Here is a 17,716-nt window from a genome sequence, read left to right as displayed (position 1 = left end):
ATATAAAACTATAAAATAAACAAGGGAATATTGAATATTCCTTTGTATTGATTATTTTGGTTCAGGTGGTGTCATCCCAAACTGTAAATAGGCTTGGTTGGTTGCAATACGCCCACGTGCAGTACGCATAGTATAACCTTGTTGAATCAAATAGGGTTCAATCACATCTTCTAAGGTGCCTGAATCCTCAGCCATTGCTGCAGCCAAAGCTTCAACACCAGCAGGGCCGCCATCAAAACGCTCTAATAACATCGATAAATAACGACGGTCTAACGTATCTAAACCATCTTTATCAACATTTAACATATCCAATGCACGTTGTGCCATGTGTTGAGTAACTTCACCAGTACCTTTAACTTGCGCATAGTCACGGACACGACGTAACAAGCGGTTAGCAATACGGGGAGTACCACGTGCACGACGAGCTATTTCTTTTGCACCATCTGCTGTTGTGGGAACATTCATTAATGTTGCTGAACGCGCCACAATATGAGTTAAATCTTCAACTGAATAAAACTCTAAACGTTGCACAATTCCAAAGCGATCACGCAAAGGTGAGGTGAGTAGACCTGCACGCGTTGTCGCAGCAACCAAGGTAAATGGTGGTAAGTCTAATTTTATCGAACGTGCACCAGGGCCTTCACCAATCATGATGTCGAGTTGGTAATCTTCCATCGCGGGATAAAGAATTTCTTCAATCACTGGAGAGAGGCGATGAATTTCATCAATAAATAGCACATCACCTTCTTCCAGATTAGTCAGCATTGCAGCCAAATCACCTGCACGTTCCAGTACTGGACCAGAGGTAGATTTAAGATTCCCCCCCATTTCACGGGCGATAATATTGGCCAATGTGGTTTTACCTAAACCGGGTGGGCCAAAGATCAAGGTATGATCAAGTGCTTCACCACGACCACGAGCAGCACCAATGAAGATTTCCATTTGCTCTCGTACAACAGGTTGGCCTATATAATCATCCAAAGAGGTTGGACGAATGGCACGATCAAAATGATCTTCGGGTTTTTCAGCCCCACTGATTAAACGGTCTTGCATGAGTGTCTTAATCTGTCTTATTTATTCATGGATTTAAGTGCAGCACGGATAATGTCGCTTGCTTCAGTATAGTCTGCTTTCACGGCATTAATCAGTTTTTGTGCTTCCAAAGGTTTATAACCTAAAGATTGCAATGCAGCTTCAGCTTCAGCAACAGCAGAATTGCCTGTAAATTGTATTTGAGTTGAAGTCGAATTACTCGGTGTGGTACCTGTAGCAAAGGCTTTAAAGCGATCACGAAGTTCAATCATTAAACGTTCGGCTGTTTTCGCACCAACGCCAGGGACTTTAACTAAAGTTTTCACATCACCATTCTCAACAGTATGTACCAACATTTCCACACTCAGTGTAGAGAGAATGCCTAAAGCCATTTTAGGACCGACACCATTCACTTTTAGCAGGGTGCGAAAGATGGTTTTTTCTTGAGCGTTAGAGAAGCCATAAAGTAATTGAGCATCTTCACGGACGGCTAAATGTGTCCATAAGGTAACTTTTTGACCTTTTTGTAATTGGCAAAATGTTGAGAGTGGCGTGTCGATCTCATAACCCACGCCATTTACATTTAAAAGTACGGTAGGTGCTTCTAAAGCTAAGACTTCACCAATAAGACATCCGATCATTGAGTTTGTTCACTTATTTGTTAATGGTTGAATAGTAGATGCCATTTGCTCTAAACGCAAAATTGCTTTAAGAATTTCTTTGCGATTTCGGGCAGATTTTATCCAAGCAGGTAAACGATTAAAATAGGTTTTATTGGTATTTAAATAAGTTCTTTGTCTAAGGTTTGCAGAAATATAATCTTTTAAACAGTTAATATGTTCTTGATTATAGGCGAAAATAAGTCCATTTCTTGTTGATACACATAGTGTTAGGCAATAACCAAAATAAGGATCTGTATTGAAGCCGCGATTAAATTGTTTGCGTATATCAAATTGGTTAGGATAGATCCGTTTGGAAATTGGGCAAAAGTTGCAATTCAATTCAATAAATTGAGGAACAAAACTCTTTTTTGCATAGTATTGATGAAACTGAAATTTTCCACGTTTACAACGACAAGTTTCTTCAATATCTAAATAAACCCCAGAGAAATAGCCTAAGTTATTTTCCTGTTTGGCTTTTTGGTCAAATGATTTACAACAATTTTGGCAACTAAAAAAGGGTTGCTCGAAATCAACATCATCAATTTTTTTCGTATAGACGGTGGCATTTTTTAAACAAAATGGACATTCTACTAAAATAGGTTGCCGAGAAAATCTATTCAATGTGATTCCATCATCTACAAACCGTTTCATCAAAAGAATCCTACTTTATTACCTTGGAGTTCTTGCGCTAAGTTATAGGCTTGATGGTCTGAAAATTTACTCACGATATCTAAGACTTGCATAATATTGTCATAGTGATGATCACTAAAGCGTGCACCAAACCGTTCTAAAATAGACAGTAAACGACCATCTTTAAAACTTAATGTTTTATTTGGTGTGGTAAGGGGAATAAAGGCATCTAAAATATGCTGTAAACTTTGATGGGCAATAATTTCCAAACCTGATTTTTGCGGGTGTTCAAAGATTTTTTCACGAGCAAGATTTTTTGCTCGATCTATCCCGATCTCAATGTCCTCAGCACAGTATTGCAGTAATGAACCTTTTAGCTGTCCTGACAAAATTTGATAATGTTGTTTTGCGAAAGCTGTGGTTACTTCATCAACCAAACGTTTCATGACACGACCACGCAAAGCGGCAATTTTTTGTTGCCAAGTCATATACGGCATACTGAGTTCAGCGGGAACACCATAATCTCCTAATAAATCGAGAAAAATAGGTTCAACTTCTTCATAGCTGAGCATATTGAGAATAATGCCGTCTTCTAAATCAATTAAGGCATAACAAATGTCATCAGCAGCTTCGAGTAAATACGTCAGCGGGTGACGACACCAATGATACTCACCCAATTGAATTAAACCGAGTTGATCTGCAATCTGTTTAAGAATTTCTTTTTCAGCTTGATAACAGCCAAATTTAGCACGTTTGCTTGCAGGGGTATTTCCTTGAGATTCGATGGTCTTTGAGAGCCAAGGATACTTTAAGTAAGCTCCTAACGTTGCGTAAGTAAGACGCATCCCCCCATCATGAGGATGATAGTCAATTTTAGTAAGCAGTCTTAAACCTTGTGCATTGCCTTCGAACTGCCGTACATCTGCTTGTTGTTCAGGGCTTAGGTCTTGTAAAAAATTTGTATGTGCAGCGTCATCAAACCATTCACGAATCGCATATTCACCAGCATGTCCAAAGGGTGGATTACCAATATCATGTGCCAAACATGCAGCTTGAATAATTGCCCCTACATCTGCTGGGGAGATCCAAACGGGGAGTTCATTTTTGATTTTTTCAGCAGCGAGCATTCCCAAAGAACGGCCAATACATGACACTTCTAAAGAGTGTGTAAGCCGTGTATGAATACCATCATGTTGGGTCAGTGGATGAACTTGAGTTTTACGATTGAGTTGTCTAAAACTTTGCGAAAATATAATGCGGTCATAATCTTTATGAAATGGACTTCGTGCCTGTTCTGTACTTTGCTTTTTACTACCTAAACGAACTGTTGAAAGGAGTTCTAACCAACGCATTTGAGTCATTTATCATTATTCATTCTTTCGTTAATCGTATGATGCCAAATTTATTGAAAATGTACTAGGGGCGGGCGTCATAAGTTGTCTTGTTCGGTTTATATTTGAGAAATATTTTCCCAGTATTTTTCACCCTTATATTTAAAATAATTCATAATGAAGTTATAAAAATTGGTCTCAACACTAAACCAATCATCTCTCGCTGTAATTGGGTTCACGACAACAACAGAGCCATAATCAGGTTTTTCAGAATCAAGGCGAATTAAAAGCTGTTTGCCATCATCTAAAAATTATCCAATAATACAATCACCTGTTAATTTTTGATCTTTTCTATCCACTAAATATTGAGCAGTAAATTTTTGAATAATCTGTAAAGCAATTTATAATCTAGATAGTCCAAACATTAGGAAAATTTCCATGATTAAAGTTAATATGTTTATCCCTATAAACAGTTAAAATGAATAAACATTATCCTTGTATAATTAAAAAAAGAGTAAAGCATGAATAAAAATTTCTTCTTATTAACTATGATTATTCTATTTGCAGGGTGTAGCCCAACTGATAAAAATCTATCCAATCAAAACAAAGAAATCGAAACTCAGAAAAAGATTGCAGCAAGCAAAGCTGAAATTGAAGAAAGTATTCCTACGAAGCCTGAACCAGTAGATCAAGCTTTAGCGACCTTTGCTTTTCAAGAAACGCCAGATGGTCATTTAACAAATAATTGTATTTGGACAGATGATCCAAATGCGCAAAATAAACAGTATTGGAGTATCTTACCAAGCAGTATGCTCAATGGAAAAGCTAAATTTACAATAGAGGATCTTACGCCTAGCAAGGTGAAGATTGGGCAACCAATTAAAAACTGCAACGAAGCTTATAAAAATGATACGGCAAACTATGCATATGCGATCAATAAAAGTGGCGATTTGGTCAATGCGGTGGCCCTCAAGCTTGATCGAATGACTCAAAATGCGGATCATACCTATACAATTGATCTGAATAAAAACTCGCATCCTGAAAAAATCTATGTGTGCTATAACATGGAAAGTTTAGATGCATTTTTCATTGACTCTACATCTCAAAACCCATATTTAGAACATATCAATATCCAATTATCCTACGATATTGATGGTGAAATCGATCCTGAGATTTCTTGTGGAAAAGTCTTTTATCAAAAAAGTGGAATCATTGCGAAAGAAGATCCTAAAACGGGTGAGTTTCATTATACAGCTCAATAATTCAATTGTTACGAATCATGTTTAAAGACGAAAGTCAAAGTAAATCGGATATTTAAAACCAAGATTTCAGCGTTTTTTAAGTGGGATATGACTAGCTGAAATCTTGCTTTCACAGTAGAATATGCGCTCTCTTCAAGTCACATTGAGGTAGGTTGCCAAAACCTGCCCGTGGAGCCAAAAACAGCATGTTTATCGTTGCCGGTGCACCTGCACACTCTTCTTTTAAGCAAACACAACTATTAACACGCCTTGCGTCGATCAGTTCTGTTCAATCAATAGAAAGCCAATGGGTTTACCTTTTCGACCAAACGCTCAACGAGCAACAACAGCAATCTGCTTTACAGCTTTTAAACGATGGCGCATCGTTTGAAGTTCGTCAGGCTGCAAGTGACGAAGTCCAGATTTTAGTCACGCCACGTGTCGGTACAATTTCACCGTGGTCATCTAAGGCAACCGATATTTTTGCCAACTGTAATACACCTGTACACCGCTTAGAACGCGGTGTTTTGTTTACTTTAAAGGGAATTTCTGAAATTTCTGATGAAGTAAAACAAATTTTACATGACCGTATGACAGAAAGCGTTTTCAATAAAATTGATGACGCAACAGCTTTATTCTCTGAAACTGAGCCTAAACCTTTAAACTCAATTGATATTTTGGGGCAAGGTAAAGATGCACTGGTTAAAGCAAACTCTGAGTTTGGCTTTGCATTGTCAGATGAAGAAATTGACTATTTAACCGCAGCATTTAATAAGATGGGGCGTAACCCACACGACATCGAGTTGATGATGTTTGCTCAAGCAAACTCAGAACATTGTCGTCATAAAATCTTTGGTTCAGAGTGGACAATTGATGGTGAAAAACAACCATTATCATTGTTCCAAATGATTAAAAACACCTATAAAGAATCACCTACAGATGTTTTGTCAGCATATAAAGATAATGCTTCTGTAATTGTTGGTTTTGACACACAGCGTTTCTATCCGAAAAAAGATGAAGCTACGGGCCACCATATTTATAAATACAAGAGCCAAGCTGCTCACATTCTCATGAAAGTGGAAACCCACAACCATCCAACAGCAATTGCTCCATTTGCAGGTGCTGCGACAGGTTCTGGTGGTGAAATTCGTGATGAAGGTGCAACAGGCCGTGGTGGTAAACCAAAAGCGGGTTTAACGGGCTTTACGGTTTCTAACCTTAATATTCCCGGTTTTGAACAGCCTTGGGAAGAAAATTACGGTAAACCATCTCGTATGGCATCACCACTTCAGATCATGATTGATGGTCCTTTAGGTGGTGCAGCATTTAACAACGAGTTTGGTCGCCCTGCGTTAAATGGTTACTTCCGTACTTTTGAGCAAAATGTTAATGGCGAAGTAAAAGGTTTCCATAAACCGATTATGATTGCAGGTGGTTACGGAAATATCCGTCCTGACCATGTTGAAAAAGATGCAATTCAGCCAGGCGATTTACTGATTGTACTGGGTGGCCCTGCGATGCTCATTGGTTTGGGCGGTGGTGCAGCTTCTTCTGTAGATAGTGGTAAATTGGGTGAAAACCTAGATTTTGCTTCTGTACAACGTGAAAACCCAGAAATGGAGCGTCGTTGTCAGGAAGTGATTGATGCATGTTGGAGAATGGAAGACTTTAACCCGATCGTATCTGTACACGATGTAGGTGCGGGTGGTGTTTCCAATGCAATGCCTGAACTTGTGAATGATCACGAATTGGGTGCAACTCTTGATCTTCGTAAAATCCCATCGCTTGAACCAGGCATGTCGCCAATGGAAATCTGGTCAAATGAAGCGCAAGAACGTTATGTGCTTGCCATCAAACCAGAATCATTAGAGTTATTTGAATCGATTTGTGCACGTGAACGTTGCCCATTTGCGGTATTGGGTGAAGCGACTGAAGCACGTCAATTGACTGTAAACGACCCATTGTTTGAAAACAAAGCAGTGGATATGCCAATGCAAGTCATGCTTGGTGGCACGCCACGTATGAGCCGTTCATACGAAACGATTCAACGTAAAGGTGATGAGTTTGATGCATCTAAAGTCGATTTAAAAGATGCGATCTTCCGTGTATTGAAAAACCCGACAGTGGCTTCAAAATCATTCCTAATCACTATTGGTGACCGTTCAATCACGGGTATGGTATCGCGTGATCAGATGGTGGGCCGCTGGCAAGTGCCAGTTGCGGATGCTGCGGTAACCACAACAAGCTTACAAGGCTATACCGGTGAAGCAATGGCAATGGGTGAGCGTCCTCCTGTTGCATTGTTAAATCCTGCTGCTTCGGCACGTTTGGCCGTGGCTGAGTCCATCACCAATATCATGTGTGCCAATATTGAACAGATCAGCGATATTAAACTGTCTGCTAACTGGATGGCGGCCGCTGGTCAAAAAGGTGAAGATCAAGCATTATTCGAAGGTGTAAAAGCAATCGGTATGGAAATGTGTCCTGCATTGGGTATCGCAATTCCAGTGGGTAAAGACTCATTGTCAATGCGTACGACTTGGAATGACGACGGCGAAGATAAATCTGTGACTTCACCAATGTCTGGTGTTATCACTGCATTTGCACCTGTGTTGGATGTTCGTAAAACATTGACACCAGAATTGAAAAATGAAGATTCAGTTTTGGTACGTATTGATTTATCTAAAGGTCAGTTCCGTTTAGGCGGTTCGATCCTTGCACAAGTGTATAAGGCAATTGGTTCTGTTACACCTGATGTTGATAACTTTGATGAGTTCAAAGCATTCTTTGCATTGGTTCAAGATTGGAATAATCGCGGTTTGATCAAGGCATATCATGACATCGGTGATGGTGGCTTATTGGCAACTGTTGCTGAAATGATGTTTGCTTCACGCTTAGGTGTAGCACTTGAAGATCAATCTACTGAAAGCTTATTTGCTGAAGAAATCGGCGCAGTATTGCAAATTTCTTCAGCAGACTGGGCAAGTTTGACAGATGAAGTTGCAACTTCTAGTTTAAGAGAAGCAATTCGTGTTGTTGGTACTGTCAATGATTCTGATAAATTATCAGTGAACGGTTTGCTCCTTGATCGTGCTGAATTGCAACAAGCTTGGACTGAGGTGTCACATCAAATTCAACGTTTACGTGATAACGTAGAAACCGCTGATTCAGAATTTGCCTTAATTGGTGATAAAAACCATAAAGGTATAATTGCATTACCAACATTTGATTTAAATGAGCCTGTTGAAGCACCTTATATCAATGAACGCCGTCCAAACATGATGATTTTACGTGAACAAGGCGTAAATGGTCATGTTGAAATGGCTGCGGCATTCGATAAAGTTGGTTTTAATACGGTTGATGTTCACATGAGTGATTTACTTTCAGGTCGTGTAGATTTAGACGACTTTGAAGGTCTGGTTGCTTGTGGTGGTTTCTCTTATGGCGATGTTTTAGGTGCTGGTGGTGGTTGGGCTAAGTCTGTACTGTTTAATCCTAAACTTCGTGATCAATTTGAGAAATTCTTTAACCGTGATAATACTTTCTCTGTGGGTATTTGTAATGGTTGTCAAATGCTGGCTCAGCTTGCGCCACTCATTCCGGGTGCAGACAACTGGCCACGTTTCCGCCGTAATACTTCAGAAGTATTTGAAGCACGTGTTGTGAATGTGAAAGTTGAGAAATCTCCATCGATTCTTCTAGAAGGCATGGAAGGCTCTATTTTACCAATCGCTGTTGCACATGGTGAAGGTCGTGCAGAAACTTCTGCTGAAAACTTTGCTGCGTTAAATGCTGGTAATCAAGTAATTTTACGTTATGTAGACAGCTTGGGTAATGCAACTCAACAATACCCATTGAACCCAAATGGCTCTCCTGAAGCGATTTCTGGGGTGACTTCAAAAGATGGTCGTGCAACGATTATGATGCCGCATCCTGAACGTAATTTCCGTGCTATTCAGCATTCTTGGAAACCTGAAGAGTGGACTGAAGATGGTGCATGGTTACGTATGTTCCGTAATGCGCGTAAGTTTATTGGTTAATTAGACTAGACCAATAGATTAAAAAAGCCCCGTAAGGGGCTTTTTTTGTTTTAAACTGATCAATATTTTCATTATCTCCACTCAAGGATGAAATTTATGCTGCTACGTGTGATAGTGGCACTATGTATGATTAAATAATGAAACATCAGAATGAGTTGATTTCTATAAAGTTAATTATATAGATAAGTATAAGATAATTTTAGTTACAGTTTTAACGTTGGTTTATTTTTTGCATGTTATACATTGTCTATTAAAAGACTGATGTTTTGCCCCAAAGATGTTCCATGATGTAGCAAGAATGAGGTGATAAAATGATAAGAACAGTCAATTATTCAACAGCAGATAAGGTCATCCTTCGCCAAAAAGGCTGGAAATGGTTTAGTGTTATTTTAGCTGTACAAATGCTGATTATTCTCAGTGCGTATTTAATTGCATAGCTAAAGAAACGAGTACGTTTTCTGATTGATAATTTTTAGATGATAATGACAAAAGCCACTTTATTGTGGTTTTTGTGCATTAAAGATCTTTCATGAATCAAAAAATAATCATGTGGAGTGAATTATATTAGTATTGAGAGTTCCTTCTCCCTATGGGCATAGGTATCTACACAATTAAATCTATTTAAGTTAAATTGGAGAGCATGCTCTCCAATTTAACATTCCACACTTAGATAACCGATTAGTTAAACGCTACGGACGTCTTGTAAAACTTAATATGAATCCACTTGCTTCATTAGCCCCAGCGCTTAAAGATATTACCTCTACCCAAAAGACTAGCTTTGCTACAACCCAAGCAGTTTGGCGTTTCTTAAATAACGAAAACGTTTCATTTCAACAACTCAATCAGCCTCTTCAAAAACTTGCGCTTGAACAAATCGCTCTATCGAATCACCACTATGCCTTAGTTGCTCATGATTGGTCTCAACTACAATATTTCAAACATAACAACAAGTTAAATAGATTCAAAAGAACACATGCAAGTGACAAAGGCTATGAATTACAAAGCAGTTTATTAATTGATGCGGAAACGGGGTTACCCATTGCACCATTAGATCAAACTTTATGTGATGCTACTGGACGTTATTCAACATTTACTGATGAGCATAAAATAAAAGAAACCCATTTAAATGCACTATGTGAACAAATCGAACATATTGAGTCTTTACCAATAGAAAAGAAACTCGTACATATTATTGATCGTGAAGGAGATTCAATTGCTCATCTTAGATTATTGAATCAACAAGAACATTTATTTCTTATTCGAGGTAAAGAAGGAAATCGTGTTGAATATCAAGGAGAAGATGTTAAGTTAAGAGAAGTGTCAGACCAAATACCAACTACACAAACCCATACAATTCAATATAAAGGGAATTGCGAACAACTTTATGTTGGTGAAACTCAAATCAGTATTACGCGTAATGCAAGACCAATGCAAAAAGATGAAACGGGAAAAAGAGTTCCACCACAAAAGGGAAAGTCATTAACCGTTCGACTGATTGTAGTTGAAGTTAAAAATAAGCAAGGAAAATCACTTTCTCGTTGGAGCTTATTAAGTAATGTATCATCAGAAATTCCAAGTATAGAATTGGCAACTTGGTATTACTGGCGTTGGAAAATAGAAAACTATTTTAAGTTGTTAAAACAGGCGGGCCATGACATTGAGTCATGGCTACAAACAACTCCGCAAGCGATATTAAGACGACTCTTAATTGCAAGTATGGCATGTGTATTAACTTGGCGAATACAGCGAGAAAATGATGAGAAAAATTCAAGAGTTAGAGTCTTTCTAACACGTCTATCAGGAAGGCAACAAAAAAGAGGAACAAGGGAAAGTGCTCCTGCAATTTTGGCTGGTCTGTCAATATTACTGAATACACTACAATTATTATCTGAACATTCGGTTGATGACCTTAAGCTGATTGCTGAAATTGCATTAGAGTCTCTACAAAAAGATGTGTAGATACCAATGCCCTATGGGAGAAGGTTAGGATGAGGGTGCTTTTATGTTGATTTATGGTTTTAAAAAGGGCTTATGAAAGAAGTCTATTATGAATTTTTATAATTTTTTGTTCATAAAAATAAATGACCTAATCGTGACTTTAGAGTCCTTATAAAACTTATTGCTTTCATAAACGACTGCTGGAAAATAATCTATGAAACAGTTTCAGAATATAAATAAAATAAGTTTACTAATCGTCGGTTTAATTTCTACACAATTGGTAAATGCTCAGAATATTCAAATAGACACGCTTATCGATACTAAAGCGATCAATTGTTATGCACTTTTTCAACATCCTGAAAGTAAAATAGCTGTACTTTTACAAGATTTTAGCCGTAATGGGCAGAAAAATGTAAAGCTGAATAAATCTAAACAGACGATGATTATTGGTAATAATACATATTATGGTGTGCAAGGTTATCGCTATTATAAAACTGCACATACTGAACAGGATGATTTAGCAGTAGATCATCATGTTTTTGGATCACAACTGATCAAAATTGCCTTACAAAAACATAAATCGGGTAAAACTCAATCCAATGGTTACTATTTTGTATTTAAGGGTACACCGACAACGGTGCTCTATCATTTACGTAAGGTTTTGGGTGATGATTGGAATATTGAGAACGCTTTAGATGAAACACCACAAGGAAACTCAAAATTGAGCTGTGGCTATACAAGGTAAATGAATGAATAGATATATGTTTCTAATACCAATACTGATTTCACTTAGCGCATGTTATCCATATATAGAAAAAACCATACCTGAAATTGAAGTAACTGTAAAAGATTCTGAAGGGAAATTGGTGGATCTTGCTTATGTCGTTTTAACGACGACAGTTAAAGAGGGTAAAACGATCAAAAACTACAAGACCCAATATACTAAAAATGGCAAAGCGTATTTTGATGTTAATAGATCTTTTGCACTGAATATGGGGTTGGAGAGAAAATATACATGGTCGCTCTGTGTATCTAAACAAGGCTATAAAAAGCAATATTATAGTATTTCAGATAAAAGTATTTTTAATATACATTTAGAAAGTTTGGAAGATCCAAAAGTGAATCAAAAATGCCAGAACAATACACTTAGAATAAGGTGACTATAATTTCCCATATGTTAAAATTGATTTAGAAAAATCAAAAATTTTTTAAATAGATAAGATTATGAAAAGAAACATATTTCTAGTACCAATCCTGATTTCTTTAACTAGCTGTTATCCGATATATAAAACACAGAAGCCTCAAGTGACTGTGACTGTTGTAAATGAGCAGGGAGTAGCAATTCCTGATGTAAAAGTCGTGTTAGTAACGGCAGTACATCCTGCAAAATTAGATGATCAATATGATGAAAAGTTTACAAATAAATTGGGGATAGTGAATTTTGAAAAACGGGCCGAATGGAAAGTTGAAAGCTTAATGATTCATGGGGTGCAAGTTTACGATTGGAATCTATGCCTTGCAAAAGATGGTTATATCACCCAAGAATTTGTCGAAGTAGGTAAAAAAGCGCAGATTAAAATCATTTTAAAGAAGGGTAAAACGCCATTAAAACAGTACTCTTATCAATGCTAAAAGGTTAATTATTCTGCATATCATATATTCAATCTTTTGAGCGATTTGTGGAATTGAAAGCAGTCTAAAAGGGAGGTAATCTCAGTCAAGCATGTACAAAAAAACCACCCGAAGGTGGTTTCTCTGATCTTAAAAATTAATGTGTGGCATCAAAATTATAAGATTTTTGTTTTTCAGTATCGAATTTGCCTTCCCATTTACTAATCACGAGAACAGCAAGTGCGTTACCAATCACATTTAATACCGTACGAGCCATATCTAAAATACGGTCAATACCTGCAATAAATGCTAAGCCTTCTAGTGGGATACCCACGCTGCCTAAAGTTGCCAATAGAACCACGAAAGACACACCAGGAACGCCTGCGATACCCTTAGAGGTAATCATCAGGGTCAAAACCAAAACAAGCTGTTGAGTGATGGTTAAATCAATACCATAAAGTTGTGCAATAAAGATAGCAGCAATACTTTGATAGAGTGTTGAACCATCTAAGTTAAATGAATAACCGATAGGAACAACAAAACTGGTAATTGATTTTGGCGCACCATAAGCTTCCATTTTTTCCATCATACGTGGTAAAACGGTTTCAGAGCTTGCAGTGGAGTAGGCAAGAATAAGTTCATCTTTTAAGATTTTGATAATTGTCCAGATACTGAAACCACAGAATCTAGCCACAAAACCAAGCACAATAAAGATAAAGAATAGGATTGCCCCATAAACTAAAACAGCAAGTTTAATTAATGGTAATAATGAACTAAAACCAAAGTTTGCTACAGTCGCAGCGATCAAACCGAATACACCAAATGGTGCAAACATCATGATCATGTGAGTTACTTTGAACATTGTTTCAGAAACAGCTTTTAACACGTCAATTAACGGTTGCTTGGTTTCTTTAGACAATGAACCTAGACCAATACCGAAAATGACTGCAAAGAAAATAATCGGCAACATGTGCCCATCACCCATTGCAGCAAAAATATTCGGTGGGATAAGTGAAAGAACTGTATTCACTAAGCCATGAGCTTCATGGCTGACTTCCTGTGTCGTTTCTTTATATTGCGAAATATCAGAGGTTGTCAGTGTAGACATATCAATGCCTGCACCAGGTTGGAATACATTGGCAGCAACTAAGCCTACAATAATTGCAACTGTCGTAATAATCTCAAAATAAACAATGGTTTTAAAACCAAGTTTACCGACACTTTTACTGTCACCCGCATTGGCAATTCCTAAAATCAGCATGGAAAGCACAAGTGGAATTACAATCATTTTGATCAGATTGATGAAAATCTTACCTAATGGTTGTAAAAAGTTTGCAATGATGTCACCGCGAATTTCAGGTGCGTTGTGCAAAAAAGCACCAACAAGAATACCTAAGAAGAGCGCAATAACAATTTGCCAAGCAAGGCTAATTCTCATTTTCTTCATACTGAGCCCTTAAAATTCAGATTTTGGCGAAAAGGAAAACTCTATCAAAAAAACACAAAAGAAATCCCGCTAAAGCATGTGGGTGCCTTAGGGTGGGAGATTCTGAGTATTCAGAGTATTTCGAAAATGGCCTATTCTGACTCTATTTGCGTCAGCAGTACTAACTTTTTTATCAAAAACGCGTTCAAATGATTAAAAATAGTTCAGTTTGATTAAAATATTCGATTTTATTGTTAATTTTAATTCATTATATAAATTAAATTTCACATAACTATTCTTATTTTTTATATGTTTGCGTTAGGCGTATATATGCCCATATCATCAAAATTCCTGTTAAGCATACGAGATAAATTAACTTAGGAATAATCACTTGAATCGGCACACCCATTTGATTTAACTGAATAAATAAATTAATCCCTTGAGTGGATGGGAAGAGGTGAGCAAAATACTGCATCCAAGTTGGCATTGCTTGCAGGGGCCAAGCTGCACCTGATAGTAAAAACAATGGAATTGAGGTGAAAACGATCAGATGTCCAGCACGTTCTGAAATATCTAGATAGCTGGCTAAAAGCATTGCCATTGCAATCACGCAACTAATAAAAATCGGAACGGAAAACAGCATGCCCCAGAAATTGCCGCCTCTCGGGTAATCATTGATCCAGTAAGTGAAACCAAATAGATAATAGCAGCCGAGGCAACCAATCGTGAGTGCTGCTAGATAGATTCCAAAAAACTCAGCAGTTGTGGCTCGCCATCGTCGTTCACGATACCCCGCAATCAACATGCACAGACCTAGAACAATAGTCTGATGAATGATCAGCGGTGCAATTGCAGGAAAGATATAACTGCCATATCCTGAAAGTGTGTTAAACAACGGGATTTGATGGATCGGAAGCACGACTTGGAAATGTGAAATTTTGCCAAACCTTTCGGCTTGCTCTGCAACCGCATTTTCAATTGCAGTGGCTAAGCCTAAACCAATCTGTTTGGTTTTAAGAAAATAAGCACTACTGAGATATAAACCAATACCACCAGCCTCACCTCGAACCACACTATTGGATAGGTTCTCAGGTAATAACAAAATACCATCGGCTTTTTGCTCTTGAACCATCCGTTTTGCTTGTTCAAAATTTCCAGTAATTTCAGTAATTTTTACATTGGGACTTTTGCCAACTTCAGTAATGATCGTATTGCTCAGATAGCTTTGTTCTTCATCTACAATAATAATAGGCAAACTTTCAGCAGTTTGCGCTTTATAGGCTGTAGGATAAAAAATGCTATAAAAAAATACTGAAAGCACCATAGTGGTCAAAATAGACGAGTTTTTCCCAATATTTTTAAAAGTGTCTATATAGTATCGAGCAAGATCTTTAAAGAATTTAATCATGTTTTACTCCCTTTAAATTTTTATTGAGGAGTAAACTTGATAATGCAAAATAGAAAATACAATATGCGGCAAGAATAGCTAGAGGAATCATCGAAATAAAACTAGGACTGCCAACAACCCATTGCTCAGTTTGTAATTTCGCATAAGGTGTATAGGGAATAATATTGGCCCAAAATTTGGTAAAAATTGGTGCATTATTTAAGGGAAGCGTTACGCCTGCAAAACTCAGCGAGGAGCCACCATAGACTGCAATAAATCCAAAAGTTTTAGATAAATTTTTAGTTGCGAGAACGACGGTACTACTGATCAGTGCATAGGCTGAATAAAGTAAGAACTGTCCAAGTAAAATCATCCATAGACTGCCAGCAATAAACCAACCTCGGATCACCACCAGCCAAAACAGCCATACCCAAGTCCAAAAACAGAAAATGAATACATAGACCATATTTTTTGCCAAAAGTGCATTCAATACAGATTTGTCTTGGACCCATTGATTTAAAGTGCCGTATTTCAATTCTTGACCCACTGCAAAAGCCACACAACAACACAGCAATAAGTGCAAAATTGCTGGAATCATAAAGGGTTCTAAATAGAACTCATAACTGAGATTTGGATTGAACAGGGGAGAAATTTTTATATTTGCGGTGGAAAGTTCAGCATAAGGTATTTTATTTTCAAAATATGAATTTTTGGCAAAATCAGCAATGGCTTCAACTGTAGAGAGCAGCATTGCTGAAGAAATTCCATTACCAATACTAAAATAGGACTGATTAAAAGCAATACTGATCTGCGCATCTTGTGCTTGAACCATGCGTTGTTCAGCACCTGCTGGAATATGCACATATCCCCAAATCTTGGTCTGATTGAGCAGATGCTCAACTTCATTGGGATTGTCTGATACAGTGTAGATTGAAAGCGTGTGATTATGACTAAGATACTTTTCTATATTGCGACTGAGTTCACTCTGATCTTGATCAATAATTGCAATCGGTAAATGTTCAGCTTTTCCTGCATAAAACATACTACTGAATAAAATAATCACAAAGAGCGGGACAAGTGTGACTAAGCATAAATCCCATTTATGCTTGAGCAAATATTGAAGCTCTCTTAACATGCCCGTCCACATGTTTATTGGCTCTCTTTTAATTTAAAGATCACACTCATGCCTACTTTTAATTCAGGCACGGCTTCAGCGGGTGTAAGCTTGACTTTAAAACTACGAATATCATATCCACCTGTTTGACGTGTGGTTTTAATGGTTGCAAACTCACCTTCAGCATCTATATTTTTGATGTTAAATGACACTGTTTTATTGAGTGCAGGTATAAAACCATCTAAGCTTTTTGCTTGATAAACTTGGGTGTATTGATCTTCACGGACATTTAAACTGACCCAATTTTCTTCATCTTGAATAATACTCACAACAGGGACACCAATAGCCACCAGTTCTGAGGGTTTACCATAAGTTTTAGATACAGTGCCGTTTACAGGAGAATATAGTTTGGTTTCTGCCTCTAAAGCATTGGCTTCCGCAACAGCGGCTTTTGCAATTTCGACTTGTGCATCAGCCCCAGATTTTTGTTCAGCGGTACTGCCACGTTTTGCACGTGCATATTGCTGGTAAGCGGCTTCACTCATTTGAGTGGCTGATTGCGCAGCGGCATGCATTTCATCACGGCGTTGACGCGAAATCACCCCTTGTGCAAAGAGGTTAGCACCACGTTGATAGGTCGTTTTTGCAAGATTTTCTTGCGCTTTTACACTTTGCCAATTGGCATATAAGGTATCAATATTTTCTTGTTGAGAACCTCTGTCAGCAGTCGATTGTAAGGCTAAGGCGGATTGTAAACTTGCCAGTGCTTGTTGTTTTTTGGCAGCAATTTCTGGACTACTTAGGGTAACTAACAATTGTCCTTTTTCAATTTTTTGACCATCGCTGACAAAGATGCCTTCTATCCGACTTGGAACTTTAGTGCTGACATGTAATGTTTCAGCCTCAACACGTCCTTGAACATCGACTGTTTTAGGTTGATAACTTTTCCATAGACCAAATGCAATCAATGCCAATAATAGAATTAAAATTATTGCGCCAATGACCAGAGTTGCTTTCTTTTTAGAAGGTTTTTGATCGTTGTTGATGTTTGTTGCAGCGCTTTGTTCCTGTGCCGAATCTTTGATTGGTGTGTCTTTTTCAGCTTCAATTTGATCGGCTGTAGGTTGTTGTGCTACAGCTGTATCAGATAAAGCAGTCGGATCTGGATTGTTTTGTGTATTCATTTCTGGATGAACTAAATTTTCATTTGATGAAATATCTGAGTTTGCATCAGCTTGCGAAGTTGAAGATGAATCATTTTGTCCATTGTGATGGTCATGCTGTTTTGTCATTTTATGCTCCAT

15 protein-coding genes are annotated in these 17,716 nt (G+C 37.8%); 7 read left to right on the top strand and 8 right to left on the bottom strand.

The features are described 5' to 3' along the window. Positions 1 to 51: 51 nt before the first annotated feature. Genes ruvB through AC07WY_RS05840 form a run of 4 tightly spaced genes read right to left on the bottom strand, consistent with a single transcriptional unit; the run spans position 52 to position 3,685 of the window. A complete protein-coding gene (gene ruvB / locus AC07WY_RS05855) occupies positions 52 to 1,053 on the bottom strand; it encodes a Holliday junction branch migration DNA helicase RuvB (RefSeq protein ID WP_494735946.1) in 1,002 nt (333 codons plus the stop codon). A gap of 17 nt (positions 1,054 to 1,070) precedes the next feature. Further along, entirely contained in the window at positions 1,071 to 1,673 is a 603-nt protein-coding gene (gene ruvA / locus AC07WY_RS05850) for a Holliday junction branch migration protein RuvA (protein ID WP_004724404.1), read from the bottom strand. Positions 1,674 to 1,682: 9 nt separating this feature from the next. Beyond that, complete coding sequence (locus AC07WY_RS05845; protein WP_494735945.1) at positions 1,683 to 2,345, bottom strand: hypothetical protein; 663 nt, start codon at positions 2,343 to 2,345, stop codon at positions 1,683 to 1,685. Then, positions 2,345 to 3,685: a deoxyguanosinetriphosphate triphosphohydrolase gene (locus AC07WY_RS05840; RefSeq protein WP_004724400.1), complete on the bottom strand. Its 1,341-nt coding sequence runs from the start codon at positions 3,683 to 3,685 to the stop codon at positions 2,345 to 2,347. The genes AC07WY_RS05845 and AC07WY_RS05840 overlap by 1 nt, the downstream gene beginning before the upstream one ends. A gap of 491 nt (positions 3,686 to 4,176) precedes the next feature. Here AC07WY_RS05840 and AC07WY_RS05835 point away from each other — a divergent pair, with 491 nt between their 5' ends. The 7 genes from AC07WY_RS05835 (at position 4,177) to AC07WY_RS05805 (ending at position 12,506) form a co-directional block, all read left to right on the top strand. Further along, positions 4,177 to 4,917, top strand: coding sequence for a hypothetical protein (locus tag AC07WY_RS05835; RefSeq protein WP_494735944.1), 741 nt, complete (start codon positions 4,177 to 4,179; stop codon positions 4,915 to 4,917). Positions 4,918 to 5,102: 185 nt separating this feature from the next. Next, the gene (gene purL / locus AC07WY_RS05830) at positions 5,103 to 8,936 is read left to right on the top strand and encodes a phosphoribosylformylglycinamidine synthase (protein WP_494735943.1); all 3,834 of its coding nucleotides are present in this window, start codon (positions 5,103 to 5,105) and stop codon (positions 8,934 to 8,936) included. A gap of 311 nt (positions 8,937 to 9,247) precedes the next feature. After that, on the top strand, positions 9,248 to 9,373 hold the full coding sequence (locus AC07WY_RS05825; protein ID WP_004822645.1) for a KGW motif small protein: 126 nt from the start codon (positions 9,248 to 9,250) through the stop codon (positions 9,371 to 9,373). 277 nt (positions 9,374 to 9,650) lie between these two features. Further along, positions 9,651 to 10,895, top strand: coding sequence for a transposase (locus tag AC07WY_RS05820; protein ID WP_494735942.1), 1,245 nt, complete (start codon positions 9,651 to 9,653; stop codon positions 10,893 to 10,895). A 193-nt stretch (positions 10,896 to 11,088) separates the two neighbouring features. After that, positions 11,089 to 11,619, top strand: a complete 531-nt coding sequence (locus tag AC07WY_RS05815; RefSeq protein WP_494735941.1) for a hypothetical protein — start codon at positions 11,089 to 11,091, stop codon at positions 11,617 to 11,619. Between the two features lie 4 nt (positions 11,620 to 11,623). Next, positions 11,624 to 12,034: a hypothetical protein gene (locus AC07WY_RS05810; protein ID WP_494735940.1), complete on the top strand. Its 411-nt coding sequence runs from the start codon at positions 11,624 to 11,626 to the stop codon at positions 12,032 to 12,034. A 64-nt stretch (positions 12,035 to 12,098) separates the two neighbouring features. After that, the gene (locus AC07WY_RS05805) at positions 12,099 to 12,506 is read left to right on the top strand and encodes a hypothetical protein (RefSeq protein ID WP_494735939.1); all 408 of its coding nucleotides are present in this window, start codon (positions 12,099 to 12,101) and stop codon (positions 12,504 to 12,506) included. A gap of 136 nt (positions 12,507 to 12,642) precedes the next feature. On the opposite strand, the gene gltP is transcribed toward AC07WY_RS05805, so the two are convergent. The 4 genes from gltP to AC07WY_RS05785 form a co-directional block, all read right to left on the bottom strand. Beyond that, a complete protein-coding gene (gene gltP / locus AC07WY_RS05800) occupies positions 12,643 to 13,932 on the bottom strand; it encodes a glutamate/aspartate:proton symporter GltP (protein WP_262086234.1) in 1,290 nt (429 codons plus the stop codon). Between the two features lie 277 nt (positions 13,933 to 14,209). Continuing rightward, entirely contained in the window at positions 14,210 to 15,319 is a 1,110-nt protein-coding gene (locus tag AC07WY_RS05795) for an ABC transporter permease (RefSeq protein ID WP_494735938.1), read from the bottom strand. After that, on the bottom strand, positions 15,312 to 16,445 hold the full coding sequence (locus AC07WY_RS05790) for an ABC transporter permease (protein ID WP_494735937.1): 1,134 nt from the start codon (positions 16,443 to 16,445) through the stop codon (positions 15,312 to 15,314). The genes AC07WY_RS05795 and AC07WY_RS05790 overlap by 8 nt, the downstream gene beginning before the upstream one ends. 2 nt (positions 16,446 to 16,447) lie before the next feature. After that, a complete protein-coding gene (locus AC07WY_RS05785) occupies positions 16,448 to 17,704 on the bottom strand; it encodes an HlyD family secretion protein (RefSeq protein ID WP_494735936.1) in 1,257 nt (418 codons plus the stop codon). Between the last annotated feature and the right edge of the window lie 12 nt (positions 17,705 to 17,716).

This window comes from Acinetobacter sp. GW821-FHT01C12, assembly GCF_059422625.1.
Note: the sequence above shows the minus strand (reverse complement) of the source record. Positions and strands in the feature narration are given on the sequence as shown.

Bases quoted from the DNA above. Each gene is read 5' to 3' on its own strand.
- ruvB (WP_494735946.1), bottom strand. From the start codon at position 1,053: ATGCAAGACCGTTTAATCAGTGGGGCTGAAAAACCCGAAGATCATTTT.
- ruvA (WP_004724404.1), bottom strand. From the start codon at position 1,673: ATGATCGGATGTCTTATTGGTGAAGTCTTAGCTTTAGAAGCACCTACC.
- AC07WY_RS05845 (WP_494735945.1), bottom strand. From the start codon at position 2,345: ATGAAACGGTTTGTAGATGATGGAATCACATTGAATAGATTTTCTCGG.
- AC07WY_RS05840 (WP_004724400.1), bottom strand. From the start codon at position 3,685: ATGACTCAAATGCGTTGGTTAGAACTCCTTTCAACAGTTCGTTTAGGT.
- AC07WY_RS05835 (WP_494735944.1), top strand. From the start codon at position 4,177: ATGAATAAAAATTTCTTCTTATTAACTATGATTATTCTATTTGCAGGG.
- purL (WP_494735943.1), top strand. From the start codon at position 5,103: ATGTTTATCGTTGCCGGTGCACCTGCACACTCTTCTTTTAAGCAAACA.
- AC07WY_RS05825 (WP_004822645.1), top strand. From the start codon at position 9,248: ATGATAAGAACAGTCAATTATTCAACAGCAGATAAGGTCATCCTTCGC.
- AC07WY_RS05820 (WP_494735942.1), top strand. From the start codon at position 9,651: ATGAATCCACTTGCTTCATTAGCCCCAGCGCTTAAAGATATTACCTCT.
- AC07WY_RS05815 (WP_494735941.1), top strand. From the start codon at position 11,089: ATGAAACAGTTTCAGAATATAAATAAAATAAGTTTACTAATCGTCGGT.
- AC07WY_RS05810 (WP_494735940.1), top strand. From the start codon at position 11,624: ATGAATAGATATATGTTTCTAATACCAATACTGATTTCACTTAGCGCA.
- AC07WY_RS05805 (WP_494735939.1), top strand. From the start codon at position 12,099: ATGAAAAGAAACATATTTCTAGTACCAATCCTGATTTCTTTAACTAGC.
- gltP (WP_262086234.1), bottom strand. From the start codon at position 13,932: ATGAAGAAAATGAGAATTAGCCTTGCTTGGCAAATTGTTATTGCGCTC.
- AC07WY_RS05795 (WP_494735938.1), bottom strand. From the start codon at position 15,319: ATGATTAAATTCTTTAAAGATCTTGCTCGATACTATATAGACACTTTT.
- AC07WY_RS05790 (WP_494735937.1), bottom strand. From the start codon at position 16,445: ATGTGGACGGGCATGTTAAGAGAGCTTCAATATTTGCTCAAGCATAAA.
- AC07WY_RS05785 (WP_494735936.1), bottom strand. From the start codon at position 17,704: ATGACAAAACAGCATGACCATCACAATGGACAAAATGATTCATCTTCA.